This is a genomic window from Streptomyces sp. NPDC041108 (genome assembly GCF_055592645.1).
In genome coordinates, this window is the sequence record NZ_JBVIYK010000012.1 from 252,081 (window position 1) to 276,604 (window position 24,524).

Genomic DNA, 24,524 nt, shown 5'->3' on the forward strand with positions numbered 1-24,524 from the left:
GGAGCCACCTCACAGGACAAACGCCGGCACTCTGTCACCCCGCGTCACCGCCGTGCGCATGCCCGAGGGCGACCCATCGCCGTGATGTGCCGCCCTCGGGGATACGCGGTGGACCCGCCGTGCGTTCAGCCCTCGGTGACGCCCAGCTTCTCCAGGATCAGCTCCTTGACGCGGGCCGCGTCGGCCTGACCGCGGGTGGCCTTCATGACCGCGCCGACCAGTGCTCCGGCCGCGGCCACCTTGCCGCCGCGGATCTTGTCCGCGATGGCGGGGTTGCCGGCAATGGCCTCCTCGACGGCCGTCGTCAGGGCGCCCTCGTCGGAGACGACCTTCAGACCGCGCTTGTCGACGACCTCGTCCGGGGTGCCTTCGCCCGCGAGGACGCCCTCGATGACCTGCCGGGCCAGCTTGTCGTTCAGGTCACCCTTCGAGACCAGCTCGGTGACCCGGGCGACCTGCGCCGGCGTGATGGCCAGCTCGTCCAGCGCCTTGCCGGACTCGTTGGCGCTGCGGGCCAGCTCGCCCATCCACCACTTGCGGGCGGAGGCGGCGTCGGCCCCGGCGTCGACGGTGGCGACGATGAGGTCCAGGGCGCCGGCGTTGAGGATCGCCTGCATCTCGGTGCCCGAGACACCCCACTCCGCGAGGAGCCGGTTGCGGCGGACCAGCGGCAGCTCGGGCAGCGCGGCGCGGATCTCCTCGACCCACTCGCGCGAGGGGGCCACCGGCACGAGGTCCGGCTCGGGGAAGTACCGGTAGTCCTCGGCCTCCTCCTTCACACGGCCCGAGGTCGTGGACCCCGTGTCCTCGTGGAAGTGCCGGGTCTCCTGGATGATCGTCCCGCCGCCGTCGAGAACGGCGGCGTGCCGCTGGATCTCGAAGCGCGCGGCACGCTCGACGGACCGCAGCGAGTTCACGTTCTTCGTCTCGGAGCGCGTGCCGAACTTCTCACGGCCGTGCGGGCGCAGCGACAGGTTCACGTCGCAGCGCATCTGGCCCATCTCCATCCGGGCCTCCGAGACGCCGAGCGCCCTGATGACCTCGCGCAGCTCACGGACGTACGCCTTGGCGACCTCGGGAGCGCGCTCGCCCGCGCCCTCGATCGGCTTGGTGACGATCTCGATGAGCGGGATGCCCGCGCGGTTGTAGTCGAGCAGCGAGTGCGAGGCGCCGTGGATGCGGCCCGTCGCACCGCCGACGTGCGTCGACTTGCCGGTGTCCTCCTCCATGTGGGCGCGCTCGATCTCCACACGGAAGGTCTCGCCGTCCTCCAGCTGGACGTCGAGGTAGCCGTTGAAGGCGATCGGCTCGTCGTACTGGGAGGTCTGGAAGTTCTTCGGCATGTCCGGATAGAAGTAGTTCTTCCGGGCGAACCGGCACCACTCGGCGATCTCGCAGTTCAGCGCGAGACCGATCTTGATCGCCGACTCGACGCCGATCGCGTTGACGACCGGGAGCGCGCCGGGCAGGCCGAGGCAGGTGGGGCAGGTCTGCGTGTTGGCGCCCTGACCGAGTTCGGTCGAACAGCCGCAGAACATCTTGGTCTTGGTGCCGAGTTCGACATGGACCTCGAGGCCCATGACGGGGTCGTACGACGCGAGAGCGTCCTCGTACGACACGAGGTCGGTCGTGGTCACAGGAAGTGCAACTCCTTCAGTGCGGTGGTCAGCTCCGCGCACCACCGCTGGTACGCGGGAAGGGTGCGGAGACGGTCGAGGTCGACTCGCTGGCCGAGCAGCTCCGCGAGCGTGCGGGTGTCGTAGCCGGGCAGGACGGTGGCCAGCAGAGCCTTTGGGTCGGGCACCCGTTCGACCTGTGCGCCCGTGGGCTCGCCGGCCCACGGCAGGGCAGAGGTCACCGCCCCCGGCAGTGAGCGCAGCAGGCCGCAGTCAGCGAGCAGCCACGCTTCTGTCTCCCGCACGGGCACGATCCCGACCATACGGCAGTCGCAGGGCGGTGCGGCGTCCTGCCGAAGCTTGTCGATCTTGCCCCGCTCACGGTGGTCGTTGTGCACCAGCAGCAGGTCACAGGTGGTGGCCAGGTCCTGCGCCTCCGCACAGAGCCGCGGGTGCGCCGTGCGCGCGGTACCGGCCTCCCCGCGCTGAACAGTGTCGGCGACGTCGAACGGCACCGATGCCCTCGCGGCCAGCCGGGTCAGCTGGCGTATCGCCAGCGCGGACAGAAAGATCTCGTCCTCGGGGCCCTCGGCGAGGAGCCCCAGGGTCAGGTAACGGGTCACGCTCCGCTCGCCACCGCGCTCTCCAGGTACCTGCGTGCCTCCCGGGGCGGTACATAGGTGCCGCGCGGGCCCGACTCGGCCAGCGGCCGCACCCTGCTGTGCCGGGAGGGGGCGCCGCCCCCGCCGACGCGGCTGACGGTGTCCACGAAGAACACGTCCGCGGGGTGGTCGTCGTACACGGCGGACAGCACCACCGGGGAGTGGGTGGTGACGATCAGCTGCTGGGTCTGTCCCTCTCCGGTGCAGCGCCGCAGCCGTCGGACCAGCTCCCGGACCAGAGCCGGGTGCAGTCCGTTCTCCACGTCCTCGATCATCAGCGTGGAGAAGCGGTTGGGTCCGTGGCCGGAGGACTTCGAGCGGCTCCGGAGCGGCACCGTGAGCCCCGCATGGGCCGCGGTCAGCAGGGCGAGCACGTGCAGGGTCCCGTACGAGGCCAGCCGGACGGGTACGGGCGGCGCGTCGCGGTAGAGCAGTTCCAGATCCCACACGCCGCTGTGCGGGTCGGGCGTGGGCCGCAGGTCGACCAGGCCGGGCAGCACGGCCGCGGCGTCGGCGCGCAGCAGCAGCTCCCGGTGCCGGTCCCGGTCGGGGTCGGTCAGCAGGCGGCCGAGGACGGCCGCGAGGTTGTGGCCGTCACGCGCCAGTCGGCGCTCGTCCGTCAGGTCCGCGGGGGTGCGCATCAGCGCGGGTTCGGGGACCAGCCAGTTCCAGCGCCCGCCGGGGAGGGAGTGGAAGGCGTGGGTACCCTGCTTGGCGGTCTCGGCGATGTGCGCGCGCTGGGCGGGAGTGAGTTCCCAGTCCGCCGGAGCCTCCGGCAGCAGGGTGACCCGGCCTTCGACGCCCGGAGAGCGTCCGTCGCCCAGTTCCGCGCGGAGTTCCAGGCGCAGATGGCCCAGGCCCTCGCGGTGGGACTGCAGGAAGCAGAGGACCAGCCGGATCCGGCCGGTGGTGGAGCCGTCGCCGTCCCGGTGGAAGAGGTCGAGCACCCGGCCCCGGCGCTCGTCTCCAGGGCGCAGATCGGCGAAGAAGAAGATCGACTTCCCGTCGCTGCCCCAGCTGTTCTGCATGGCGTCCCTGCACAACTGGGACGCCAGGTCGACCGCCTCCAGAAGATTGGTCTTGCCGGAGCCGTTGGGGCCGACGAGGACGGTGAACGGCGAGAGGTCGAACGCCGCGTCACGGAAGGACCGGAACCCCTCGATCTCCATTCGCGTGATCATCTTGCGCCACCTCCCTGGCGTATCGCGTCTGTCGTTGGTCGTGGTGGCCGCCCCGAGGAGGCGGACCGCCCGCCCCGGGGGGCGGTGCGGACGGGGCCGGGACCGGACCGTGCGGGACGGTCCCGGCGCGACGCCTCAGCCCAGCAGTACGTCGTCGTCGCCCAGCCGCTTCAGTTCGCGGTACAGGACGGCGAGACCGGTGACGATGCCGATGGCGGCCACGGACGCGTCGATCAGCCGGAGCGTGTCCTGCTCGACACGGGCCTTCTTGATCCGCTTGGCGATGCCCCACGCGCCGAAGGCGGTGGTGGCGATGGACACGTACGTACCGGACTTGGACTTCTGGAAGTCCTTGGCCTTGGACAGGGCGTTGCTCACAGCGACGGAGCCTCCTCGAGAAGCGGGTGCCCCCACTTTTCCACGAAGGCGGCTTCGACGGCGGCGCCGACCTTGTAAAGGCGGTCGTCCTTCAGCGCCGGGGCGATGATCTGCAGTCCGACCGGGAGCCCGTCCTCCGGCGCGAGGCCGCAGGGCAGGGACATCGCGGCGTTGCCCGCGAGGTTGGTCGGGATGGTGCAGAGGTCCGCCAGGTACATCGCCATCGGGTCGTCGGCGCGCTCGCCGATCGGGAAGGCGGTGGTGGGCGTGGTCGGCGACACGATGACGTCGACCTTTTCGAACGACTTCTCGAAGTCCCGTGTGATGAGCGTACGGACCTTCTGGGCGCTGCCGTAGTACGCGTCGTAGTAGCCGGAGCTGAGCGCGTACGTGCCGAGCATGATGCGGCGCTTCACCTCGGGGCCGAAGCCGGCCTCACGGGTGAGGGAGGTGACCGTCTCGGCGGAGTTCGAGCCGTCGTCGCCGGTCCGCAGGCCGTAGCGCAGCCCGTCGAAGCGGGCGAGGTTGCTCGAACACTCGCTCGGCGCGATCAGGTAGTACGCGGCCAGCGCCAGGTCGAACGACGGGCAGTCCAGCTCGACGATCTCGGCGCCCAGCTCCTTCAGCAGCTCGACGGACTCGTCGAACCGCTGGACGACACCGGCCTGGTAGCCCTCGCCGCGGAACTGCTTGACGACACCCACGCGCATCCCGGCGACACTGCCGTTGCGGGCGGCCTCGACGACCGGCGGGACCGGGGCGTCGATCGAGGTGGAGTCGAGCGGGTCGTGACCGGCGATGACCTCGTGCAGCAGCGCCGCGTCCAGGACCGTACGGGCGCAGGGGCCGCCCTGGTCGAGCGAGGAGGAGAACGCCACCATGCCGTACCGCGACACGGCCCCGTACGTCGGCTTCACACCGACCGTGCCGGTGACGGCGGCCGGCTGGCGGATGGAGCCGCCGGTGTCGGTACCGATGGCGAGGGGTGCCTGGTAGGAGGCGAGGGAGGCGGAGGAACCGCCGCCGGAGCCGCCGGGGATGCGGGTGAGGTCCCAGGGGTTGCCGGTCGGGCCGTACGCGCTGTTCTCCGTCGACGACCCCATGGCGAACTCGTCCATGTTGGTCTTGCCGAGGATGACGACGTCGGCGTCCTTGAGCCGCTTGGTGAGCGTGGCGTCGTACGGCGGGATCCAGCCCTCCAGGATCTTCGAGCCCACGGTGGTCGGGATGCCGACCGTGGTGAAGATGTCCTTGAGCGCGAGCGGAACACCGGCGAGCGGGCCGAGCTTCTCGCCCCTGGCCTTCTTCTCGTCGACGGCTCGGGCCTGGGCGAGGGCGCCCTCTCGGTCGACGTGCAGGAAGGCGTGCACCTTCTCGTCGACGGCCTCGATCCGGGCCAGGTGGGCCTCGGTGACCTGCACGGCGGTGAGTTCACCGGCGGCGATCTTCGCGGCGATCTCGGCCGCGGTGAGCTTGATGATGCTGTCGGTCATGACGTGATCAGTCCTCCCCCAGGATCTGCGGCACCTTGAAACGCTGCTGCTCCTGGGCCGGGGCGGCGGCAAGCGCCTGCTCGGGGGTGAGCGACGGACGGACCTCGTCCGCGCGCATGACGTTCGTCAGCGGGAGCGGGTGCGAGGTCGGTGGTACATCTTGGTCGGCGACCTCACTGACGCGGGCGACCGCGCCGATGATGTCGTCCAGCTGACCCGCGAAGTGTTCGAGCTCTTCGGGCTTCAGCTCCAGACGCGCCAGCCGGGCGAGGTGGGCGACCTCCTCGCGCGTAATGCCAGGCATGCAGCGATCCTCTGGGGTGAGTGTGTGTGGTTTGGCGCCAATCCTATGGGGCGCGCGGGGTTGGCCGCGCCGCTGGGCATGGGCGCCTCATGACTCGGGGTGCACTGTAATCGGGCGAGTGCGGGTGCGCGGGGCTTCTCGCGCAGTTCCCCGCGTCCCTGAAAACGCGGGGCCGCGCCCCTGCTTTTCCGGCCCGGAAGGGCCGTAGGCCCTCAACCTGCATCCCGAGCCGTCAGGCGCCCCTACTCGTCCGCCGTCGCCGCGGGCAACGCCGCGGCCGGCCGCTGCCAGCCCCGGGACCCCCGCGCCCGCAACCACGCGGTCGCCTCCTCCGCCGGCATCGCGGCGGCGACCAGCCACCCCTGGACCGCGTCGCACCCCAGATCCCGCAGCCGCTCCCACGTCTCGTCGTCCTCGACGCCCTCCGCGACGACGAGCAGCCCCAGGGAATGCGCGAGATCGACCGTGCAGCGCACGATCTCGGCGTCCTCGTTGTCGATCGCCAGCCGGGCCACGAACGACCGGTCGATCTTCAGCTCGCTCACCGGCAGCCGCCGCAGATGCACCAGGGACGAGTACCCCGTGCCGAAGTCGTCCAGCGACATCTTCACGCCGTGCCCGGTCAGCCCGGCGAGGGTGTCCGCGGCGCGCTGGGGGTCCTCCAGCAGCACGTGTTCCGTTATCTCCAGCTGCAACGCCCCGGCCGGAACCCCGTGGCGGGCGAGCCGCGCGGCCACCGCGCCGGCGAAGCCGGGGGTGTGGACGTCACGCGGGGACACGTTCACCGCCACCGGTACGTGCAGCCCCTGCGCCCGCCACCGCGCCACCTGCCCCAGCGCGGTCTCCAGGACGTACTCCGTCAGATGCGGCATCAGTCCGGAGGACTCGGCGATCGCTATGAACTCGTCCGGCGGCACCTTGCCCCGCTCGGGATGCACCCACCGCACCAGGGCCTCCAGGCCGGCGACCTGCCCGTCGAAGCGGACCTTCGGCTGGTAGTGCAGCTCGACCTCGTGCGCGTCGAGCGCGCGTCGCAGGTCGCCCAGCAGACCGAGCCGGTCCGGGGTGTTCGAGTCCCGCTTGGACTCGTAGACCTCGACGCCCGTACGGTCCCGCTTCGCCTGGTACATCGCCACGTCCGCCCGCCGCAGCAGCCCCTCCGCGTCGAGCGCGTGGTCGGGGAAGACGGCGAGTCCGGCGCTGGCCTCCAGGACGAGGGTGAGCCCGTCGAGGTCGAGCGGTGAGCCGAGCGCGGCCACGAGGTTGCGGGCGACCCGCGACGCGGACGTCGTGGAGTCGGCGACGGGCAGCAGTACGGCGAACTCGTCGCCGCCGAGCCGCGCGGCCTCCGCTCCGCGTGGCAGGGCGGCCCGGAGCCGATCCGCTATCTGCAACAGCAAGCGGTCGCCCGCGAGATGCCCGAGCGTGTCGTTGACGGACCTGAAGCGGTCGAGGTCGATCAGCAGCAGCGCCGACCGCGCCCCGATGCGTTCGGCGTCGTCCAGCGCGGTCCAGGTCCGCTCCAGCAGCCACTGCCGGTTCGGCAGGCCGGTGAGCGGGTCGCGCAGCTGTTCCTCGGCGCGGGCGCGGGCTATCCACAGGGTGGAGTCGAGCGCGATGAGGGGGATGGCGAAGAGCGGCAGCAGCAGGGGCTTGGCCAGGGCGACGACGCAGACGAGGGGCGCGATGCCGAGGAGCGCGACGGCGACGAGCCCCTGTCTGACCAGGGCCGTACGCGCGACGGTGGGCAGCCCGCCGCGCGGTGCGGCCAGATGCCAGAGCAGCACACGGCTGACCACGAGATAGGCGACGGCGACCAGGGCCACCTGGGGCGCCGAGTAGAGGTCCCAGGTGTCCGGGTCCCAGGGCCGCTCCACCGACGGGACGCGGCCGAAGACCCGCAGGACGAGCGCGCCGGCGCCGATGCCGAGGATGTCGACCGCGCCGTGCAGGACGCCCTGGCGCCAGCGGCCCCGGCGGGCGATACCGACGAGGACGACGACGGTGAGGCTGACCATCCCGGCGGCCACCCAGCCGTACAGCAGCAGGACGGCGAGGGTGAGGGCGGCGCCGGAGCCGGTGCCGCCCCACCAGCGGGCGCGGCCCATGGCCACGAGGTGACCGACGATGATGCCGGTCAGGAGAGCGAGGGACCAGCCGACCGTGCCGGCCGGGAAGAGCGCGTGCGGCCCGGCGAACGCCCGGTAGAAGCCGGCGCCGAGAATGGCACCGGCGAGGCCCACGATCACGGCGGGCAGCGTGGGCCAGGCCAGGTGCCGGTCGGCGTCCTGGCCCGGCAGTCCGTGTCCGCGGCCCTCACCGAGCGCGCCGGTGACTCCGGGTGCCCCGCCCGTACCGGCCGTGGTGCCGGAGGTGAGTTGCGCGTGACCGGGTACGAGCGCACCGGGTGCGTTCGCGCCCGCACGCCCCGGCGGCCATGCCGTACCGGTCCTGGATGACCCCACCACCGTCCGCCCGGAGGCGTCCTCCCGGCTTCCCTCGAACGGGCGTCCCCCCATGAGCAGGAAGCGCCCCCGTCGCCAGGCCCCGGACACCCGGCGCAGGCGCAGCCGTGAGTCCGGGGCGACGCTCTCGGTCGGTTCCATACCCGTCCCTCTCACAGCCGGCGGTGCCCACGCCACGCGGCCCGTTGCTCTCGACGACCTCAACGGCACCGCGTCCACAAAACCCGCCGTGCGTCCGGGCACGGCAGGCGCACACCTCAACAGTAGGCCGCACAAGGCTTTCACGGGCGGCGGTCGACGTCGGTTGCCCGAATGCGACCGGGCACCCGTATGCATCTGGTATGCGCCGAACGGGTGGCCTTCAACCCCTACTCCTCGATCGGGAGCGCGACTTCCGCTGCCGCGTCCGGCCCCTGTTCGAGCAGAACGGCGAAGCCGTCCTCGTTCAGGACGGGCACCTTGAGCTGCATCGCCTTGTCGTGCTTGGAGCCCGGATTCTCGCCCACCACGACGAACGAGGTCTTCTTCGACACCGAGCCGGTCACCTTGGCGCCCCGGCTCTGCAACGCCTCCTTGGCCCCGTCGCGCGTGTGGTGTTCGAGTGTGCCGGTCACGACGACCGTCAGCCCTTCGAGGGGCCTCGGTCCCTCGTCCTCGCCGGCGCCCTTGTCCTCCAGGGGGACACCGGCCGCCTTCCACTTACGGATGATCTCGCGGTGCCAGTCCTCGGCGAACCACTCCTCCAGGGCCTTCGCGACGATGGCACCCACGCCGTCGACCGCCGTGAGTTCCTCCTGCGTGGCCTGCTCGATCCGGTCGATCGAGCGGAACTCGCGGGCCAGGGCCTGGGCGGCGACCGGTCCGACGTGGCGGATGGAGAGCCCGTTGAGGAAACGGGCGAGCGGACGGCTCTTGGCCTCCTCGATCTTCTGCAGCAGCGCGAGGGTGTTCTTCTTGGGCTCGCCCTTCTGGTTGGCGAAGACCGTGACGACCTTCGGCTCGCCCGTCTTCGGATCGTGCTTGGGCAGACCGCTGTCCGCGTCCAGGACGTACGCCTTGATGGGGAGCAGCTTCTCCACCGTGAGGTCGAAGAGGTCGCCCTCGTCGACCAGGGGCGGGTCGGCGGGCTCCAGCGGCCGGGTGAGGGCCGCGGCGGCCACACCGCCGAAGTGCTCGATGTCCAGGCACTCCCGGCCCGCCAGGTACGAGACGCGCTCTCTCAACTGGGCGGGGCAACTGCGGGCGTTGGGGCACCGCAGATCGATGTCGCCCTCCTTCATCGGGCGCAGCGGCGTCCCGCACTCCGGGCACTCCGTCGGCATCTCGAACCGGCGGGTCTCCCCCTCGACGCGCAGGTCGACGACCGGACCGAGGATCTCGGGGATGACGTCACCGGCCTTGCGGATGACGACCGTGTCCCCGATGAGCACGTTCTTGGCCTTGACGACCTCCTGGTTGTGGAGGGTGGCGAACTCGACCTCCGAGCCGGCCACGGTGACCGGCTCGACCTGGGCGTAGGGCGTGACCCGGCCGGTGCGGCCGACACCCACCTTGATGTCGATGAGTTTGGTGTTGACCTCTTCCGGCGCGTACTTGTACGCGATGGCCCAGCGGGGCGCGCGCGCCGTCGACCCGAGACGCCCCTGCAGACGGATCTCGTCGAGCTTGACGACCACGCCGTCGATCTCGTGCGCCACGGAGTGGCGGTGTTCGCCGTAGTGGGCGATGAACTCCCGTACGCCGTCGAGGTCGTCGACGACCCTGTTGTGCTCGGCGGTGGGCAGGCCCCAGGACTTGAGGAGGTCGTAGGCCTCGGACAGGCGGGTGAAGCCGCCGTCGAAGCCCTCCAGGGCGCCGATGCCGTGGACGACCATGTGCAGCGGCAGGGTGGCCGTGACCTTGGGGTCCTTCTGGCGCAGCGAACCCGAGGCGGAGTTGCGGGGGTTGGCGTACGGCTTCTCGCCGGCCGCCACACGGCGTTCGTTGAGGCCCTGGAACGCCTCCATCGGGAAGTAGACCTCGCCGCGGATCTCGACGAGCCGGGGGACGCGGTCGCCCTTCAGCCGGTGCGGGATCTCCGCGATCGTCCTGACGTTGGGTGTGATGTCCTCGCCGGTCCGGCCGGTGCCGCGGGTGGCGGCGCGGGTGAGTCTGCCGTCCTCGTAGGTCAGGTTCACCGCGAGGCCGTCGATCTTCAGCTCGCACAACAGGTGGTAGTCGGTGGTGCCGACGTCCTTGGCGACGCGCTCGGCCCAGGCCGCGAGACCCTCGTCGTCGAAGACGTTGTCGAGGGAGAGCATGCGCTCGCGGTGCTCCACCTCGGCGAGGTCGGTCTCGTACTCGACGGCGACCTTCTGCGTCGGCGAGTCCGGGGTGCGCAGCTCGCCGTACTCGTCCTCCAACGCCTCCAGGGTGCGCAGGAGTTCGTCGAACTCCGCGTCGCTGACGACAGGGGCGTCCTTCACGTAGTACCGGAAGCGGTGCTCCTCGATCTGTTCGGCGAGCCGCGCGTGCTTCTCGCGTGCTTCGGCGGGCACCGCTGCCTCGGCGGGTACCGATGTGGGCTGTGTGTCCTTGTCGCCGGCCACCGTGTCGTCCTCCCGTTACTCTGGGTTGTCCGCGAGAGATCTCGCCGCCTTGACGCAGTGCGCGAGCGCCGCGCGCGCGTACGCCGGGGAGACCCCCGCGAGCCCGCACGTCGGCGTGACCGTGACCGCTTCCGCGAGAAGCCCCGGATGCAGTCCCAGCCTGCGCCACAGCGTCCTGACACCCATGACGCTACCGGCAGGGTCCGACAATGCCCCCTCCGTGGTCGGCACAACACCGGCCAGCAGCCTGGTTCCCCCTTCGACCGCTTCACCGATCGCGTCGTCGTCACGTTCGGTGAGCAGGGTGAAGTCGAAGGAGATCCCGGCGGCGCCTGCGCGGCGCAGCAGCGCGAACGGGACGTCGGGGGCGCACGAGTGCACGATCACCGCCCCCTGTGCGGCGTCGATGACGTTCCTCAGCGTGGCCTCGACGAGTTGACGGTCGACGGCGCGGTGGGTGCGGTAGCCGCTGGCGCTCTTGACCTGGCCGCGCAGGACGGCGATGAGGGAGGGTTCGTCGAGCTGGAGGACGAGCTGGGCTCGCGGGGCGCGTCGCCGGAGCTCGGCGAGGTGCTGGCGCAGGCCCTCGACGAGGGAGCCGGCGAGGTCCCGGCAGGCGCCGGGGTCGGAGAGGACCACCTCGCCGTTCCTCAGTTCCAGGGCGGCGGCGAGTGTCCAGGGGCCGACGGCCTGGACCTTCAGCGGGCCCGTGTACTCCTGGGTGAACTCCTCCAGGGCGTCCAGGTCCTCGCCCAGCCACGAGCGGGCCCGCCGGGTGTCGCGGCCCGGGCGGTCACCGAGCCGCCAGCCGCTGGGTTCCACGCGCGCGTACAGCTCGACCAGCAGGCCGGCGGTTCTGCCGATCATGTCGGCGCCGGGGCCTCTGGCGGGGAGTTCGGGGAGGTGTGCCATGCCTGTCTCCGGCCACGCGAAGGTGCCGGTGACGGTCTTGGCGGCTTCTCGGGCGTCCCCGCCCGGCAGGGACCCCACGCCGGTGGCCGGGCCGAAACTGAAGTCTTCGCTCACGCCCCGAAGCGTACGGCTCCCTGCGCGGCGTCGGCGGGCATGGGGTGCCTCGTCGGGTGCGGGTCCGGTGGGGCTTCTCGCGCAGTTCCCCGCGCCCCTACAAGCGCGGGGAACTGCGCGACCAGCCCCCACGCACCCGCACCCGCACCCCGTCCGGCAGAGCCCTCACGCGCCCGGTCGGACCGTCAGGTCGTTCACCTCGGCGTCTCGGGGCAGGTCCAGCGCCATGAGGATGGTCGTGGCGACCGACTCGGGGGCGATCCAGCGAGCGGGGTCGTACTCCTTGCCCTCCTGCTGGTGCACCTTCGCCTGCATGGGGCTGGCGGTGCGGCCGGGGTACACCGTCGTCACCCGGACCCCGTTGCCGTGCTCCTCCCACCGCAGGGAGTCCGCCAACGCCTTGAGCCCGTGCTTGGAGGCGGCGTACGCGGACCAGTCGGCGTGGGCGTTGAGGCCCGCGCCGGAGTTGACGAACAGCACGTGCCCACGGGCGGCCCGGAGTTGGGGCAGGAAGTGGCGGGTCAGTTCGGCGGGGGCGATGAGGTTGACGTTGAGCTGGTGGCGCCAGGTCTTGGGGGTCAGCTCGCCGACCGGGCCGAGGTCGACCACACCCGCGATGTGCAGCAGCGAGTCCACGCGGTCCGGCAGGCTCTGGTGGGAGAAGGCCCAGGAGATCTTGTCCGGGTCCGCCAGATCGCCGACCAGCGTCCTCGCCCCCGGGAACTCCGCGGCCAGTTCCTTCGCGCGTCCCGCGTCGCGTGCGTGCAGCACGAGGTCGTCCCCGCGCTCGTGCAGCCGTCGGGCGACGACCGCCCCGATGCCGGAACCCGCCCCGGTGATCACATGAGTAGCCATGCGGTCATGCTCGCATCACCGGAGGGGGACGGGAAACGGCTCAGGCGACGCCCCGGCTCTCCTCCAGGTACGCCAGCGCCCCCACCGGCTCCTCGGCGAAGAAGACCAGGTCGGTGAGCGGACGGGGCAGGAAGCCCTCGTCCTCCATCCGCCGGAACTGCTCCTTCAGGCCGTCGTAGAAGCCCGCGGTGTTGAGCAGGACGACCGGCATCTCGGTGTGGCCGTGCTTCTTCAGCTCCAGGATCTCCGTCGCCTCGTCGAGCGTGCCGGTCCCGCCGACCATGACGACGACCGCATCGGCCTTCTCCAGGAGCACCCGCTTCCGCTCGGCGAGGTCCCGCGCGACCACCATCTCGTCGGTGCCGGGCCGCGCCTTGGCCGCCAGGAACTCGACCGAGACGCCCAGCAGTCTGCCGCCCGCCTCCTGCACGCCGTCGGCGACCACTTTCATCAGCCCGACGTCCGAACCGCCCCACACCAGGGTGTGCCCGCCCTTGCCGATCAGCCTGGCGAATTCCCTCGCGGGGCGGGTGTACCGGTCGGCGAGGTCGGCGGCGGAGAGGAAGACGCAGATGTTCATGCGTCCACGTTAGGGTGCGGCGCCGACATCCGGTCCCCCGCGCCCGCCGGCTTCCTCCGCCAGGGTCGCGCGGATCTTCGACTGGCGATGGGGCAGGTCCTCCCAGTCGTCCATGAGCCGGGCGGACAGGCCGTATCGCCGGGCGAGTTCGACGAGCGTCTCGGTGCGGTAGTAGAAGTCCTCGTGGAGCACCTGGTGTTCGTCGCCCTCGGTGCGGCCGAAGGTGAAGTCGAAGAAGCCGCCGGGGGCGAGGACCCGGCCGACGTGCGCGAGGCACTGCTCGATGACGTGCGGCGGCGAGTGGGAGAACACGCTGTGCGCGTGGACGACGTCGAAGTGGCCGGCGGGCAGGAAGGCGAACGTGAGGTCGGCGACGAGCGCGAGGTGGGGGAGTTTGGACTGCAGGCCCTCCCGCGCGAGGGTGCGCTGGGCCTCCATGAGGATGGCCGGCGAGATGTCGATGCCGTAGTAGTTCCCGGTGTCCAGGTGATCGATGAACAGGCGCCCGGCCCGCAGGTTCCCGCAGCCGATCTCCAGCATCCGGTGCCGGGGCTGCAGACCGTGCCGCAGGAGGTAGTCGAACTGCATCCGGCCGATGCGTTCCCACTTCTCGACGGACGGGTTGTGCCCGACGGCCGCCTCCGGGCTGCGCGCCGTGTCGGCGGCCATGACGGCCCGGTAGTAGGCGATGTGGTCGCGGTGCCTCAGCCGCAGCCAGGTGTCGCGCGCCACCCGGTGGGCGTGCGCGGGCACGCGCCGGGGGTGGCGCAGGGCGTACCGCATCCGGTGCCCGAGACTCCGGCGGTTCCGCGACGCGTCCCGGAGCGGATCACGGGACGGATCGCGGGACGGGTCACGAGGCGCGTCCCTTGACGGACCGCGAGGCGCCTCCCGTGACGGACCGCGAGGGGCGTCCCTTGACGGATCGCGAGCGGCGCCCCTTGACGGATCCGGATGCTGCGACGTGTCCGGGGAGGGGTCACGGGAGGGGTTTCCCGCCTGTCCTGCCGGATCTGTGGCTGTCATGGCGACCTCCTACGTCCCCCTGCGGCCCGCCAGGGCCTCCTGGAAGAGCTCGAAGCTCACCAAGCAGCCTGCGCCGCGCACGCGGGCACGGCTACCCGGGGAGGGACGATCGTGGCGCGCCCGCGTCCGGAAAGGTCCTAGGAGACACCCGCCCCCGCGCGTGTGGTGGAGGCGATCGTCGCCGACCCCACCACGCGCGTGCCGTCGTACAGCACGATCGCCTGGCCGGGAGCCACGCCTCGGACCGGCTCCGTGAAGGTGACCTCCAGGGTGCCGTCGACCAGCTCCGCGCGGACCTCGGTCTCGCCGCCGTGGGCGCGGAGCTGGGCGGTGTAGCTGCCGGGGCCGGTGGGGGCCGCGCCGCACCAGCGGGGGCGGATCGCGGTCAGGGCCTCGACGTCGAGGGAGGAGGCCGGGCCGACCGTCACGGTGTTGTTCACCGGGGAGATGTCGAGGACGTAGCGCGGCTTGCCGTCGGGGGCCGGCGTGCCGATGCGCAGGCCCTTGCGCTGGCCGATGGTGTAGCCGTACGCGCCCTCGTGGGTGCCCAGGACGGTGCCGGACTCGTCCACGATGTCGCCCTCGGAGCGGCCCAACCGGTTCGCGAGGAAGCCCTGGGTGTCGCCGTCGGCGATGAAGCAGATGTCGTGGGAGTCGGGCTTCTTGGCGACGGCGAGCCCCCTGCGCTCGGCCTCGGCGCGGATCTCGTCCTTCGTCGTCATGGTGTCGCCGAGGGGGAACATCGCGTGGGCGAGCTGCCGGTCGTCGAGCACGCCGAGGACGTACGACTGGTCCTTGGCCATGTCGGAGGCGCGGTGCAGCTCCCGGGTGCCGTCCTCGCGCACGAGCACCTGCGCGTAGTGGCCGGTGCAGACGGCGTCGAAGCCCAGGGCGAGGGCCTTGTCGAGCAGGGCCGCGAACTTGATCTTCTCGTTGCAGCGCAGGCAGGGGTTCGGGGTGCGTCCGGCCTCGTACTCGGCGACGAAGTCCTCGACGACGTCCTCGCGGAAGCGCTCGGCGAGGTCCCACACGTAGAAGGGGATGCCGATGACGTCGGCGGCACGGCGGGCGTCCCGGGAGTCCTCGATCGTGCAGCAGCCGCGCGCGCCGGTCCGGAACGACTGCGGGTTGGCGGACAGCGCCAGGTGGACGCCCGTCACGTCGTGCCCGGCTTCCGCCGCGCGGGCGGCGGCCACGGCGGAGTCGACCCCGCCGGACATGGCGGCGAGGACACGGAGGGGGCGGGGGCGCTGCGAGATCTCAGTCATAACCCTTCCAGGGTACGGGGCGCCGGGAACCGGAACCCGCGCATATCCGTTGACGATCTCGTGGGAAAGAGAAGGGCTTCGAAGAACGGTTCCGGGGGTGGCGGCGCGAGCGCCTCCGGCGGCGGGGCCACGGGCCGGCGCGTCGGGCGCCGGGCGCTGCTCATCGGCACGGCCGTGGCCGCCGTCGGTACGGCCGTGGTGGCCAAGGACGAGCTGATGCGCGCCTGGTGGCGGGTGCCCGGTGTCTCGAAGCCGCGCAAGGAGGGCGAGGTCGACTACGCGGGCGCGAAGTGGATCGAGGCCTCGGACGCGAACTGGCGGCTGGCGGACCGGCCGGACGACTTCGGCATAGACATGGTGATCATCCATGTCACCCAGGGCAGTTTCGCCAGTGCGGTCAAGGTGTTCCGGGACCCGGAGCACGGCGCGGCCGCGCACTACATCGTCCGCAAGGACGGCCGTGTCACCCAGATGATCCGTGAGCTGGACGTGGCCTACCACGCGGGCAACCGCGACTACAACGAGCGCAGTGTCGGCATCGAGCACGAGGGCTTCGTGGAGAAGCCGGAGGATTTCACCGCGGAGATGTACGAGGCGTCGGCGCGGCTGACGGCCCGGATCTGCGCGCGGTACGACATCCCCCTCGACCGTGAGCACATCCTCGGCCATGTCGAGGTGCCGGGGACGGACCACACCGACCCCGGCGAGGGCTGGGACTGGGACCGCTACATGAAGCTGGTCCGCGCGGCGGCGGCCGCCGAGGCATCGGCTTCCGCCTGACGGGGCGGGCGCTCCTCAGCTCAGGCCCGCGTTGCGGGCGCGTTCCACCACCGGGCCGATGGCCTTGGCGACCGCCTCGACGTCCGCCTCCGTGGAGGTGTGGCCGAGGGAGAAGCGGAGGGTGCCGCGGGCCAGCTCGGGGTCGGTGCCGGTGGCGAGGAGGACGTGGCTCGGCTGGGCGACACCTGCGGTGCAGGCGGACCCCGTGGAGCACTCGATGCCCTGGGCGTCGAGCAGCAGAAGCAGGGAGTCGCCCTCGCAGCCGGGGAAGGTGAAGTGCGCGTTGGCCGGGAGACGTCCCCCCGGCGCCGGGTCACCGCCCAGGATCGCGTCCGGCACCGCCGTACGGACCGCCTCGACCAGGGCGTCGCGCAGGGCGCCGATCTCCCGGGCGAACCACTCGTGCTGCTCGGCGGCGAGCCGTCCGGCGACCGCGAAGGAGGCGACGGCCGGGACGTCGAGCGTGCCGGAGCGGACGTGGCGCTCCTGGCCGCCGCCGTGCAGGACGGGGACGGGGCTGTACTCGCGGCCCAGCAGCAGCGCGCCGATGCCGTACGGGCCGCCGATCTTGTGGCCGGAGACGGTCATGGCGGCGAGACCGGAGGCGCCGAAGTCGACCGGGATCTGCCCGAACGCCTGGACCGCGTCGGCGTGCAGCGGGACGCCGAACTCCTGGGCCACGTCGGCGAGTTCACGGACCGGCATGATCGTGCCGATCTCGTTGTTGGCCCACATGACGGTGGCGAGGGCCACGTCGTCGGGGTTGCGGGCGAGGGCCTCACGGAGGGTGTCCGGGTGGACCCTGCCGTGCGCGTCGACCGGGAGGTACTCGACGGTGGCGCCCTCGTGTTCGCCGAGCCAGTGGACGGCGTCGAGGACCGCGTGGTGCTCGACGGGGCTGGCGAGGACGCGGGTGCGGGCCGGGTCGGCGGCGCGGCGGGACCAGTACAGGCCCTTCACGGCGAGGTTGTCGGCCTCGGTTCCGCCGGAGGTGAGGACCACCTCGCTCGGCCGGGCTCCGAGGGCCTCGGCGAGGGTCTCGCGGGCCTCCTCGACGGTGCGCCGCGCTCGGCGGCCGGAGGCGTGCAGCGAGGAGGCGTTGCCGGTGACGCTCAGCTGGGCGGTCAGGGCCTCTGCCGCCTCGGGGAGCATCGGGGTGGTCGCCGCGTGGTCGAGGTAAGCCATGGTGAGCCGATTCTACGGGGCCCTGTCCGGGTGCCCTCGAGGTGCTCTCGGATCATGGCCGACAAGGCACGGGGCCCTGCCTCAGAAGCTCCAGGACACCGTGTCCGTGCTCTGCATCAGCGCGGCCAGGACCACGAGGTCGGCGACACCCAGCCCCATGCCCAGGAGGGCGCGGCCCCGTCGGGTCGTGCCGCGCTTCAGGGCGACGGCCGCCAGGACGATGGCGATGGGGCCGAGGAAGAGGTTGAGGACGAGCAGCCCGAGGAGGCCGAGGACGAAGGAGGCGACGGCCATGCCGTCGGCGTCCCGGCCACCGGTACGGGTGCGGGTGGTGGTGGTCGTTGCGGTCTGCTGACGTGCGGCGGTGAGCTGCATGGTCGGTCTGCTCCCTACGGGCTCTCGGGGGACGGTCGTTTCGGCGGGCGGACGGCGAGTCGCGGCGGACGGCCGGGCGACGGTGGCCGGACGGTGGGTGGTGACGGGCCAGTGAGTGCGACCGGTGAGCGGGTGATGACCGGTCAGTCGGTGGTGCGGCTCCGGCGGGCGTGGCGCTCGCGGTAGGCGAAGACCGCCAGCCAGAGGGCGATCCCGGCGGCCAGGGCGGACGAGACGGCCATCGGCACATGGGCGACGGTGCCGAGGACGACACCCAGCAGCAGTAGTGCGGCGACCAGGAACAACATGAGGGACCCGCCTCTCGTTTCGGTTCGTCGGTTCGGTCGGTCCGGTGACGCTTGGGTGAACGGTTGTGGTTACAACTGTTCACTGACTTCCAAGTCTAGCGCGTCACCCGGCTTTGCATTTACGGAGAACACTTGTTAACTACATGGCATGAGTCACACCCTCGGCATCCGGCAGGTCCAGAAGCAGAGGACCCGGCAGGCGCTCATGGACGCCGCGCTCGGTCTGCTGGAGGAGCAGAGCCTCAGCAGCCTCGGACTGCGCGAGGTCACCCGGGCCGTGGGCGTCGCCCCCACCGCGTTCTACCGGCACTTCCGGTCGACCGCGGACCTCGGTGTCGCGCTGGTCGAGGAGGTGCTCGGCAGTCTGCACTCGGTGGTCGGAGATCTGATGTCGGCGGTGGGCGACAGCGACGAACTCATCGAGCGTGCCGTCGATCTGATCGCCCGCCACGTGGACGTGTACCCCGCACACGTCAGGTTCATCGCGCGCGAACGGCACAGCGGGGTCCAGCCGGTGCGGGACGCGATCCAGGGGCAACTGGCCCGGTTCGCCGAGGAGGTGCGCGACGACCTGGCCAATCGGCCGGAGACCGCCGGGTGGACCGACGACGACCGGCTGATGCTGGCCGGGCTGTACGTCGATCAGATGCTGGTGACCGCCTCACTGTTCCTGGCGGCCCTGGACGCTCCGGAGGAGGAACGCGTCCGGGTGACCCGGCTGGCGAGCCGCCGCATGCGGCTGATCAGCATCGGCTGCCGCCACTGGCTGGAGCCAACGACCCGGGACTGAAGTCCCCGGCTTGCACAGCGGGCGCCACTGGCTGTGGTGCTGCGCTTGCGTCCGGCCCCGCCCTCGGGTGTCGGGGGTGGGTCTGGGGCGGTCGGCTGCGCCCCGCGCCGAGGCCGCCGCAGCCGCCGCCGTTCTGGCCGCCGACGCCGGGTCCGCCGCTCGGCGCGCCGGAAGGCCGGTCCGAGGGAGCGCCGGAGGGTGCGCCCGACGGCGCCTGCCCGTTCGCGGTGGGCCGACCGGAGGGGGCGCCCTATGGAGTCCGACAGCTCTGCTGACCCGAGTCGCCGTTGTTCGAGGTGGACGACGACGAGTCGCCGGAGCCGCACGCCACCAGGAAGAGGGGTGCGGCCGTCAGCAGGACGACGGCGGGGACGAGACGTGCGCGCTTCATGAGAGGCAGCTCCAGGAACGACGAAGAGTTCGTGGGCGGCATCGAATCAACGCGGCTCGGGGCTCTCTTGGGTTCGCGCTGTGCCAACCCTGTGCGAACGGCAAAGCCCTCCCCGACGCACCGGCCCGGCTGCCTCAGTCCGTCAGCCTCGCGCGGGCCAGTTGCCGGGACTGCGCGACCAGCCGGTCCGCGCTGTCCCAGACCTCCGCGTCCTCCTCCAGGAAGCCCCCGGCGAGGTTGCGGGTGGTGATGGCGACCCGGAGCGGGCCCGGCGCCGGGCGGCACCGGACGTGGACGGTCAGTTCGACCGTCGGGACCCAGCCCGTGAAGCCCATCTCGAAGGCGGTCGGCGGCAGCGCGTCCACCGCGAGGAGCAGGGCGAACGGATCGGGGTCACGGCCGTCGGCGAGCCCGAACCAGGACCGCATCTCGCCCTTGCCGGAGGGCGCGCCGAGCGCCCAGCCGAGGGTCGCGGGGTCCAGCTTCAGGAACAGCCGGTCGGCGATCGCCGAGCCTCCGGGGACGGGGCCGGGCGCGTCCTGCGGGCCGAAGCACTGCTCGATCGGCGGGATCGCGGGCGGCGTCGCCGTCGTGCGGACGTCGTCCGGGAGCGCGTCGAGGTCGCCGTAGGAAGCGAGGACCCGTATCCGCTCGATCTCGCGGCCGGCGTCGTCGTACTGGAAGAGGGATGCCTGGCCGGTCGACAGGGTCCTGCCGGTGCGTACGACGTCGGTGCGCACGACCGCCGGGCCCGGCTGGGAGGCGGTCAGGTAGTGCGCGGTGATCGTGAACGGGTCCCCGTGCGGCAGCGCGTCGGCGAGGGCGCGGCCGAGGACGGCGAGGAGGTAGCCGCCGTTGACGGCACCGATGATGGTCCAGCCGGCGGAGAGGTCGATGTCGTAGACGCCGGGTCCCCGGCGGGTGACCGCGGTGTCCCGGTCGAACTCGCTGTCGCCGACGGTGGCCTGTACGGAAGCTGCTTCGGGCATGGGTGAACCGTACAACAGGACATTACTAAGCGGTAGCTTTATGTGTTGCGGTGACGTTTCACCTGAGCCGGTCCGGTCGCCTCATCCCTCCCCCGTCGGCCTCATCCCTCCTCGACCGCCGCCGACCGCCGGTTCCAGGCCCGTGGCGCCCGCCAGTGGTACCGCATCGCCAGCAGCCGCAGCACGAAGGCCGTGATCGCGGCGAGGGCCGAGGTGACGGGGGTCAGGGCGTCCTGGCTGATGCACAGGACGACCATCCCGGCGCCGACCATCGCGGGCACGGCGTACAGGTCGCGGTCCCAGCGCAGCAGCGAGGGCACCTCGTTGGCGAGGACGTCCCGCAGCACACCGCCGCCGACCGCCGTGGCGAGACCGAGGACGAGGGAGGCGGTCAGGCCGAGGCCGTAGTCGTACGCCTTCGCCGTGCCCGCGACGCAGAACAGACCGAGGCCGGCCGCGTCGAAGACGTTGACCCCGGCCTGGATGCGCTCCACGTGCGGGTGCAGGAAGAAGACGAGGAGGGCGGCGAGCAGGGGGGTGACGAAGTAGCCGAGGTCGGTGAAGGCGGCCGGCGGCACGGCGCCGATGACCAGGTCACGGAACAGCCCGCCGCCGAGCGCGGTCACCTCGGCGAGGACGGCGATGCCGAAGACGTCGAAGTTCTTGCGGACGGCCAGCAGCGCACCGGAGATCGCGAAGACGAAGATGCCGATCAGGTCGAGCGGATAGGGAGACACCCCTACATTGTGACGCAGCAGCGAGCCCCCGCCTTCTATTGCAAGGCGGGGGCTCGTTCTCGCTTACTTGTCGTCGGCGTCGCCGGGGTCCTTGGCGGCTTCTGGCGCCTCGGCGGCCCCCGTCTTCTCGGCGGCCTCCGGCTCCTCGGCGGCCTCCGGCTCCTCGGCGGCCTCGGTCGCGGTGGGCGGTTCCGTCGCGGCGGACCGTTCCGCCTCGGCGGGCGGTTCGGTCGCCGTCGGCGGCTCGGGCTCCGCGGGCGGCGCCTCCGTCTTCTTCACCGTGTCCGGTACCAGCTCGGCCGCCTCCTTCGCGGCCGTCAGCAGGACGACGTCCTGCGGCTGCTGGTCCTCGAAGTTCTCGGGATGGTGGCAGGCGACCCGCTGCCCCGGCCTCAGCTCGGCCAGCGGCGGCTCGGTGGTCGTGCAGACCTGGGTGGCCTTCCAGCACCGGGTGTGGAAGCGGCAGCCGCTCGGCGGCGCGATCGGCGAGGGGACATCGCCCTTGAGCAGGATGCGCTCGCTCTTGGCGCCCCGCCGCTTGGGGTCCGGGATCGGCACGGCCGACAGCAGCGCCTTGGTGTACGGGTGCATCGGCGCCGTGTACAGGGAGTCCCGGTCGGCCAGCTCCACGATCTTGCCGAGGTACATCACGGCGATGCGGTCGGAGACGTGGCGGACCACCGAGAGATCGTGCGCGATGATCACGTACGTCAGGCCGAGCTCGTCCTGGAGGTCGTCCATCAGGTTGACGACCTGGGCCTGGATGGACACGTCGAGCGCGGAGACCGGCTCGTCCGCGACGACCATCCGAGGCTTGAGGGCGAGCGCGCGGGCGATGCCGATGCGCTGGCGCTGGCCGCCGGAGAACTCGTGCGGGTACCGGTTGTAGTGCTCGGGGCTCAGGCCGACCAGCTCCAGGAGGCGCTGGACCTCCTTCTTCACCCCGCCCTCGGGCTGGACGCCCTGGAGCTTGAACGGCGCCGAGACGATGGTGCCGATGGTGTGCCGGGGGTTCAGCGAGCCGTACGGGTCCTGGAAGATCATCTGGACGTCGCGGCGCAGCGGGCGCATCCCGGCGGTCTTGAGATGCGTGATGTCGGTGCCGTCGAACTCGACCTTGCCGCCGGACGGCTCCAGCAGGCGGGTGATGAGCCGGCCCATGGTCGACTTGCCGCAGCCGGACTCGCCGACGACGCCGAGGGTCTCGCCCCGGCGCACCTCGAAGTCGATGCCGTCGACGGCCTTGACCGCCCCGACCTGCCGCTGGAGCAGGCCCTTCTTGATGGGGAAGTGCTTGACCAGGCCCTCGACCCTGAGCAGCGGCTTCTCGTCGGCGTCGGCGCGCGGGGCCGGCACGGCGGCCCGGGTCTCAGTCTCGCTCACAGCTTCGGCGCAATCTCTTCGGTCCAGATCCGCGTACGGTCCTCCTGCGACAGGTGGCAGGCGGTGAAGTGCCGGCCGCCGACCTCGCGCAGGTCGGGGCGCTCGGTGCGGGTGATGTTGTCCTTGGGGACGTCCGCGTAGGGGCAGCGCGGGTTGAAGGCGCAGCCCGAGGGCACGTTGATGAGGCTCGGCGGCTGGCCCTTGACCGGGATGAGCCGGTCGGTCTGGGCGCGGTCGATGCGCGGCATCGAGCCGAGCAGGCCCCAGGTGTAGGGGTGCTGCGGCTGGTGGAAGATGTCGTCGACCGGGCCGCGCTCCACACAGCGCCCGCCGTACATCACGAGGATGTCGTCGGCGATCTCGGCGACCACGCCGAGGTCGTGCGTGATGATGATGACCGCGGAGCCGAACTCCTTCTGCAGGTCGCGGATGAGGTCCAGGATCTGCGCCTGGACGGTGACGTCCAGGGCGGTCGTGGGCTCGTCGGCGATCAGCAGTTCGGGGTTGTTGACCAGGGCCATGGCGATCATGGCGCGCTGGCGCATACCGCCGGAGAACTCGTGCGGGTAGCCGTCGACGCGCTTGTGGGGCTCCGGGATGCCGACGCGGTCGAGCAGTTCGACGGCGCGCTTGCGGGCGACCTTCTTGCTGACGTCGTGGTGGACCCGGTACGCCTCGACGATCTGGCTGCCGACCTTGTAGTACGGGTGCATCGCGGACAGCGGGTCCTGGAAGATCATCGCCATGTCGCGGCCGCGCAGCCGGCGCACCTCGTCGGGGCTCGCCCCGACGAGTTCCTTGCCGTCGAGCCAGATCTCGCCGGACATCTGCACGTTCTTGCCGCGCGCGCCGAGCCGGTGCAGGCCCATGATCGCCAGCGAGGTCACCGACTTGCCGGAGCCGGACTCGCCCACGATGCCGAGGGTCCTGCCCTTCTCCAGCTGGAAGGAGAGGCCGTCGACGGACTTGACCAGGCCGTCGTCGGTGGGGAAGTGCACCTTGAGGTCGCGCACTTCGAGGAACGCCTCGGGGGCGTCCCCGGCGCGTGCGGGCTCGCCGACGGCGGCCCCGGTCTTGGACAGTTCGGTCACGAGAGCCTCACCCGCGGGTCGATCGTGGCGTACAGCAGGTCCACCACAAGGTTCATGAAGACGACGAAGAACGCCGCGAGCAGGGTCACCCCGAGGATCGGGGGCAGGTCGTTGGCGCTGATCGACTGGACCGCGTACTCGCCGATGCCGTGCAGGGAGAACACGGTCTCGGTGATGAGGGCACCGCCGAGGAGCAGACCGATGTCCATGCCGAAGACCGTCACCAGCGGGGTCAGCGCGGCGCGCAGACCGTGCTTCACGACCACGTTGCGCTCGCGCAGGCCCTTGGCCCGGGCGGTGCGGATGTAGTCCTCGTTCATCGTCTCCAGCATGCCCGAGCGGGTGAGCCGGGCGTAGATGGCCGAATAGAGGAGCGCGAGCGAGCACCACGGCAGGAAGAGGGTGTTGGCCCACTGCGAGGGGTTCTCGGTGAAGGGGACGTACGTCCGGCCGAAGATCTCCAGCTGGTAGCTGAACAGCAGCAGGGCGAGCTGGCCGGTGAAGAACATGGGCAGGGAGACGCCCGCGAGCGCCACGCCCATGGCGGCCCGGTCGAAGAACGAGCCGGGCTTCAGGGCGGAGATGACACCGGCCGTGATACCGCCCAGCAGCCACAGCACGGCGGCGCCGGAGGCGAGGGAGATGGTCACCGGCAGCCGGCCGGTGAGCTGCGGCCAGACCTCCAGGTGGTCCTTGAAGGAGTAGCCGAAGCAGGGGGCGTCACAGCGGACGGTGGAAGGCCCCAGGTCGTACGTGGCACCGGAGACAATGCCCTTGATGAAGTTCCAGTACTGCTCGTAGACCGGCTGGTCCAGGCCGAGGTTCCGCTTGACCGCCTCGATGTCCGAGGGCGAGGGGTTCTTGCCGATGTACTGCTGTGCCAGCTGGTCGGCGGTCTGTCCGGCGAGCTTCGGCAGGATGAAGAAGATGCCGAAGGTGACCGCGGTGACGACGAGCAGCAGGATCACCGCCGCGATCGTCCGGCGGATGATGTACGAGATCACGAGGACCGGCGCCGGCGCCCGCGGGTGTGCTCACCCGCGGGCGCCAATG

Annotated in this window: 24 protein-coding genes; 2 read left to right on the forward strand and 22 right to left on the reverse strand. The window is 71.4% G+C overall.

Going from position 1 to position 24,524, the window contains the following annotated elements:
* Positions 1-125: 125 nt before the first annotated feature.
* The 13 genes from gatB to mnmA all read right to left on the reverse strand — a co-directional run bounded on the left by gatB (position 126) and on the right by mnmA (position 15,442).
* On the reverse strand, positions 126-1,637 hold the full coding sequence (gene gatB, locus ACZ6BB_RS30255; protein ID WP_471618289.1) for an Asp-tRNA(Asn)/Glu-tRNA(Gln) amidotransferase subunit GatB: 1,512 nt from the start codon (positions 1,635-1,637) through the stop codon (positions 126-128).
* On the reverse strand, positions 1,634-2,239 hold the full coding sequence (locus ACZ6BB_RS30260; RefSeq protein ID WP_471618290.1) for a DUF4276 family protein: 606 nt from the start codon (positions 2,237-2,239) through the stop codon (positions 1,634-1,636). The genes gatB and ACZ6BB_RS30260 overlap by 4 nt, the downstream gene beginning before the upstream one ends.
* A complete protein-coding gene (locus tag ACZ6BB_RS30265; RefSeq protein ID WP_471618291.1) occupies positions 2,236-3,459 on the reverse strand; it encodes an AAA family ATPase in 1,224 nt (407 codons plus the stop codon). Before ACZ6BB_RS30265 ends, ACZ6BB_RS30260 begins: the two co-directional genes overlap by 4 nt.
* Positions 3,460-3,594: 135 nt before the next feature.
* On the reverse strand, positions 3,595-3,837 hold the full coding sequence (locus ACZ6BB_RS30270) for a hypothetical protein (protein ID WP_471618292.1): 243 nt from the start codon (positions 3,835-3,837) through the stop codon (positions 3,595-3,597).
* A complete protein-coding gene (gene gatA, locus ACZ6BB_RS30275) occupies positions 3,834-5,330 on the reverse strand; it encodes an Asp-tRNA(Asn)/Glu-tRNA(Gln) amidotransferase subunit GatA (protein WP_471618293.1) in 1,497 nt (498 codons plus the stop codon). Before gatA ends, ACZ6BB_RS30270 begins: the two co-directional genes overlap by 4 nt.
* A gap of 7 nt (positions 5,331-5,337) precedes the next feature.
* Positions 5,338-5,634, reverse strand: coding sequence for an Asp-tRNA(Asn)/Glu-tRNA(Gln) amidotransferase subunit GatC (gene gatC / locus ACZ6BB_RS30280; RefSeq protein WP_013000507.1), 297 nt, complete (start codon positions 5,632-5,634; stop codon positions 5,338-5,340).
* Positions 5,635-5,876: 242 nt separating this feature from the next.
* Positions 5,877-8,240 (reverse strand): putative bifunctional diguanylate cyclase/phosphodiesterase, encoded by a 2,364-nt coding sequence (locus ACZ6BB_RS30285; RefSeq protein ID WP_471618294.1) that lies wholly within the window; start codon positions 8,238-8,240, stop codon positions 5,877-5,879.
* A gap of 227 nt (positions 8,241-8,467) precedes the next feature.
* Positions 8,468-10,687 (reverse strand): NAD-dependent DNA ligase LigA, encoded by a 2,220-nt coding sequence (gene ligA / locus ACZ6BB_RS30290; protein WP_471618295.1) that lies wholly within the window; start codon positions 10,685-10,687, stop codon positions 8,468-8,470.
* Positions 10,688-10,702: 15 nt separating this feature from the next.
* Positions 10,703-11,713 carry a methionine synthase gene (locus ACZ6BB_RS30295; protein ID WP_471618296.1) on the reverse strand — a complete coding sequence of 337 codons (1,011 nt, stop codon included), beginning with the start codon at positions 11,711-11,713 and terminating at the stop codon, positions 10,703-10,705.
* A gap of 165 nt (positions 11,714-11,878) precedes the next feature.
* A complete protein-coding gene (locus tag ACZ6BB_RS30300) occupies positions 11,879-12,568 on the reverse strand; it encodes an SDR family oxidoreductase (RefSeq protein WP_471618297.1) in 690 nt (229 codons plus the stop codon).
* 40 nt (positions 12,569-12,608) lie between these two features.
* Positions 12,609-13,148 (reverse strand): LOG family protein, encoded by a 540-nt coding sequence (locus ACZ6BB_RS30305; RefSeq protein WP_471618298.1) that lies wholly within the window; start codon positions 13,146-13,148, stop codon positions 12,609-12,611.
* A gap of 9 nt (positions 13,149-13,157) precedes the next feature.
* On the reverse strand, positions 13,158-13,931 hold the full coding sequence (locus ACZ6BB_RS30310; RefSeq protein ID WP_471618299.1) for a class I SAM-dependent methyltransferase: 774 nt from the start codon (positions 13,929-13,931) through the stop codon (positions 13,158-13,160).
* 380 nt (positions 13,932-14,311) lie between these two features.
* Positions 14,312-15,442, reverse strand: a complete 1,131-nt coding sequence (mnmA, locus tag ACZ6BB_RS30315) for a tRNA 2-thiouridine(34) synthase MnmA (RefSeq protein WP_471618300.1) — start codon at positions 15,440-15,442, stop codon at positions 14,312-14,314.
* A 60-nt stretch (positions 15,443-15,502) separates the two neighbouring features.
* On the opposite strand from mnmA, the gene ACZ6BB_RS30320 reads away from it, so the two are divergent.
* On the forward strand, positions 15,503-16,222 hold the full coding sequence (locus ACZ6BB_RS30320) for an N-acetylmuramoyl-L-alanine amidase (protein WP_471618301.1): 720 nt from the start codon (positions 15,503-15,505) through the stop codon (positions 16,220-16,222).
* Positions 16,223-16,237: 15 nt separating this feature from the next.
* Here the strand turns inward: ACZ6BB_RS30320 and ACZ6BB_RS30325 are convergent, their stop codons facing one another.
* From ACZ6BB_RS30325 to ACZ6BB_RS30335, 3 genes are all read right to left on the reverse strand, one after another.
* Positions 16,238-17,407 carry a cysteine desulfurase family protein gene (locus ACZ6BB_RS30325; RefSeq protein ID WP_471618302.1) on the reverse strand — a complete coding sequence of 390 codons (1,170 nt, stop codon included), beginning with the start codon at positions 17,405-17,407 and terminating at the stop codon, positions 16,238-16,240.
* Between the two features lie 81 nt (positions 17,408-17,488).
* Positions 17,489-17,782, reverse strand: a complete 294-nt coding sequence (locus tag ACZ6BB_RS30330) for a DUF4190 domain-containing protein (RefSeq protein WP_471618303.1) — start codon at positions 17,780-17,782, stop codon at positions 17,489-17,491.
* A 143-nt stretch (positions 17,783-17,925) separates the two neighbouring features.
* Entirely contained in the window at positions 17,926-18,090 is a 165-nt protein-coding gene (locus ACZ6BB_RS30335; RefSeq protein WP_013000518.1) for a hypothetical protein, read from the reverse strand.
* A 148-nt stretch (positions 18,091-18,238) separates the two neighbouring features.
* On the opposite strand from ACZ6BB_RS30335, the gene ACZ6BB_RS30340 reads away from it, so the two are divergent.
* Complete coding sequence (locus ACZ6BB_RS30340; RefSeq protein WP_471618304.1) at positions 18,239-18,880, forward strand: TetR family transcriptional regulator; 642 nt, start codon at positions 18,239-18,241, stop codon at positions 18,878-18,880.
* A 250-nt stretch (positions 18,881-19,130) separates the two neighbouring features.
* Here the strand turns inward: ACZ6BB_RS30340 and ACZ6BB_RS30345 are convergent, their stop codons facing one another.
* From ACZ6BB_RS30345 to ACZ6BB_RS30370, 6 genes are all read right to left on the reverse strand, one after another.
* The gene (locus ACZ6BB_RS30345; protein WP_471618305.1) at positions 19,131-19,271 is read right to left on the reverse strand and encodes a hypothetical protein; all 141 of its coding nucleotides are present in this window, start codon (positions 19,269-19,271) and stop codon (positions 19,131-19,133) included.
* A gap of 134 nt (positions 19,272-19,405) precedes the next feature.
* The gene (locus tag ACZ6BB_RS30350; protein ID WP_471618306.1) at positions 19,406-20,260 is read right to left on the reverse strand and encodes a thioesterase family protein; all 855 of its coding nucleotides are present in this window, start codon (positions 20,258-20,260) and stop codon (positions 19,406-19,408) included.
* 101 nt (positions 20,261-20,361) lie between these two features.
* The gene (locus tag ACZ6BB_RS30355) at positions 20,362-20,997 is read right to left on the reverse strand and encodes a trimeric intracellular cation channel family protein (RefSeq protein ID WP_275455975.1); all 636 of its coding nucleotides are present in this window, start codon (positions 20,995-20,997) and stop codon (positions 20,362-20,364) included.
* Positions 20,998-21,060: 63 nt separating this feature from the next.
* Entirely contained in the window at positions 21,061-22,380 is a 1,320-nt protein-coding gene (locus ACZ6BB_RS30360) for an ABC transporter ATP-binding protein (RefSeq protein WP_471618307.1), read from the reverse strand.
* Positions 22,377-23,471, reverse strand: coding sequence for an ABC transporter ATP-binding protein (locus tag ACZ6BB_RS30365; protein ID WP_471618308.1), 1,095 nt, complete (start codon positions 23,469-23,471; stop codon positions 22,377-22,379). Before ACZ6BB_RS30365 ends, ACZ6BB_RS30360 begins: the two co-directional genes overlap by 4 nt.
* Positions 23,468-24,475, reverse strand: coding sequence for an ABC transporter permease (locus ACZ6BB_RS30370; RefSeq protein WP_471618309.1), 1,008 nt, complete (start codon positions 24,473-24,475; stop codon positions 23,468-23,470). The genes ACZ6BB_RS30365 and ACZ6BB_RS30370 overlap by 4 nt, the downstream gene beginning before the upstream one ends.
* Positions 24,476-24,524 lie beyond the last annotated feature (49 nt).

What these genes read in the sequence shown, in the direction of transcription:
- ACZ6BB_RS30300 (WP_471618297.1), bottom strand. Translation starts at nt 12,568, where the DNA reads ATGGCTACTCATGTGATCACCGGGGCGGGTTCCGGCATCGGGGCGGTC.
- ACZ6BB_RS30340 (WP_471618304.1), top strand. Translation starts at nt 18,239, where the DNA reads ATGAGTCACACCCTCGGCATCCGGCAGGTCCAGAAGCAGAGGACCCGG.
- ACZ6BB_RS30285 (WP_471618294.1), bottom strand. Translation starts at nt 8,240, where the DNA reads ATGGAACCGACCGAGAGCGTCGCCCCGGACTCACGGCTGCGCCTGCGC.
- ACZ6BB_RS30330 (WP_471618303.1), bottom strand. Translation starts at nt 17,782, where the DNA reads ATGCAGCTCACCGCCGCACGTCAGCAGACCGCAACGACCACCACCACC.
- gatA (WP_471618293.1), bottom strand. Translation starts at nt 5,330, where the DNA reads ATGACCGACAGCATCATCAAGCTCACCGCGGCCGAGATCGCCGCGAAG.
- ACZ6BB_RS30325 (WP_471618302.1), bottom strand. Translation starts at nt 17,407, where the DNA reads ATGGCTTACCTCGACCACGCGGCGACCACCCCGATGCTCCCCGAGGCG.
- ACZ6BB_RS30345 (WP_471618305.1), bottom strand. Translation starts at nt 19,271, where the DNA reads ATGAAGCGCGCACGTCTCGTCCCCGCCGTCGTCCTGCTGACGGCCGCA.
- gatC (WP_013000507.1), bottom strand. Translation starts at nt 5,634, where the DNA reads ATGCCTGGCATTACGCGCGAGGAGGTCGCCCACCTCGCCCGGCTGGCG.
- ACZ6BB_RS30305 (WP_471618298.1), bottom strand. Translation starts at nt 13,148, where the DNA reads ATGAACATCTGCGTCTTCCTCTCCGCCGCCGACCTCGCCGACCGGTAC.
- ACZ6BB_RS30265 (WP_471618291.1), bottom strand. Translation starts at nt 3,459, where the DNA reads ATGATCACGCGAATGGAGATCGAGGGGTTCCGGTCCTTCCGTGACGCG.
- mnmA (WP_471618300.1), bottom strand. Translation starts at nt 15,442, where the DNA reads ATGACTGAGATCTCGCAGCGCCCCCGCCCCCTCCGTGTCCTCGCCGCC.
- ACZ6BB_RS30350 (WP_471618306.1), bottom strand. Translation starts at nt 20,260, where the DNA reads ATGCCCGAAGCAGCTTCCGTACAGGCCACCGTCGGCGACAGCGAGTTC.
- ACZ6BB_RS30335 (WP_013000518.1), bottom strand. Translation starts at nt 18,090, where the DNA reads ATGTTGTTCCTGGTCGCCGCACTACTGCTGCTGGGTGTCGTCCTCGGC.
- ACZ6BB_RS30310 (WP_471618299.1), bottom strand. Translation starts at nt 13,931, where the DNA reads ATGCGGTACGCCCTGCGCCACCCCCGGCGCGTGCCCGCGCACGCCCAC.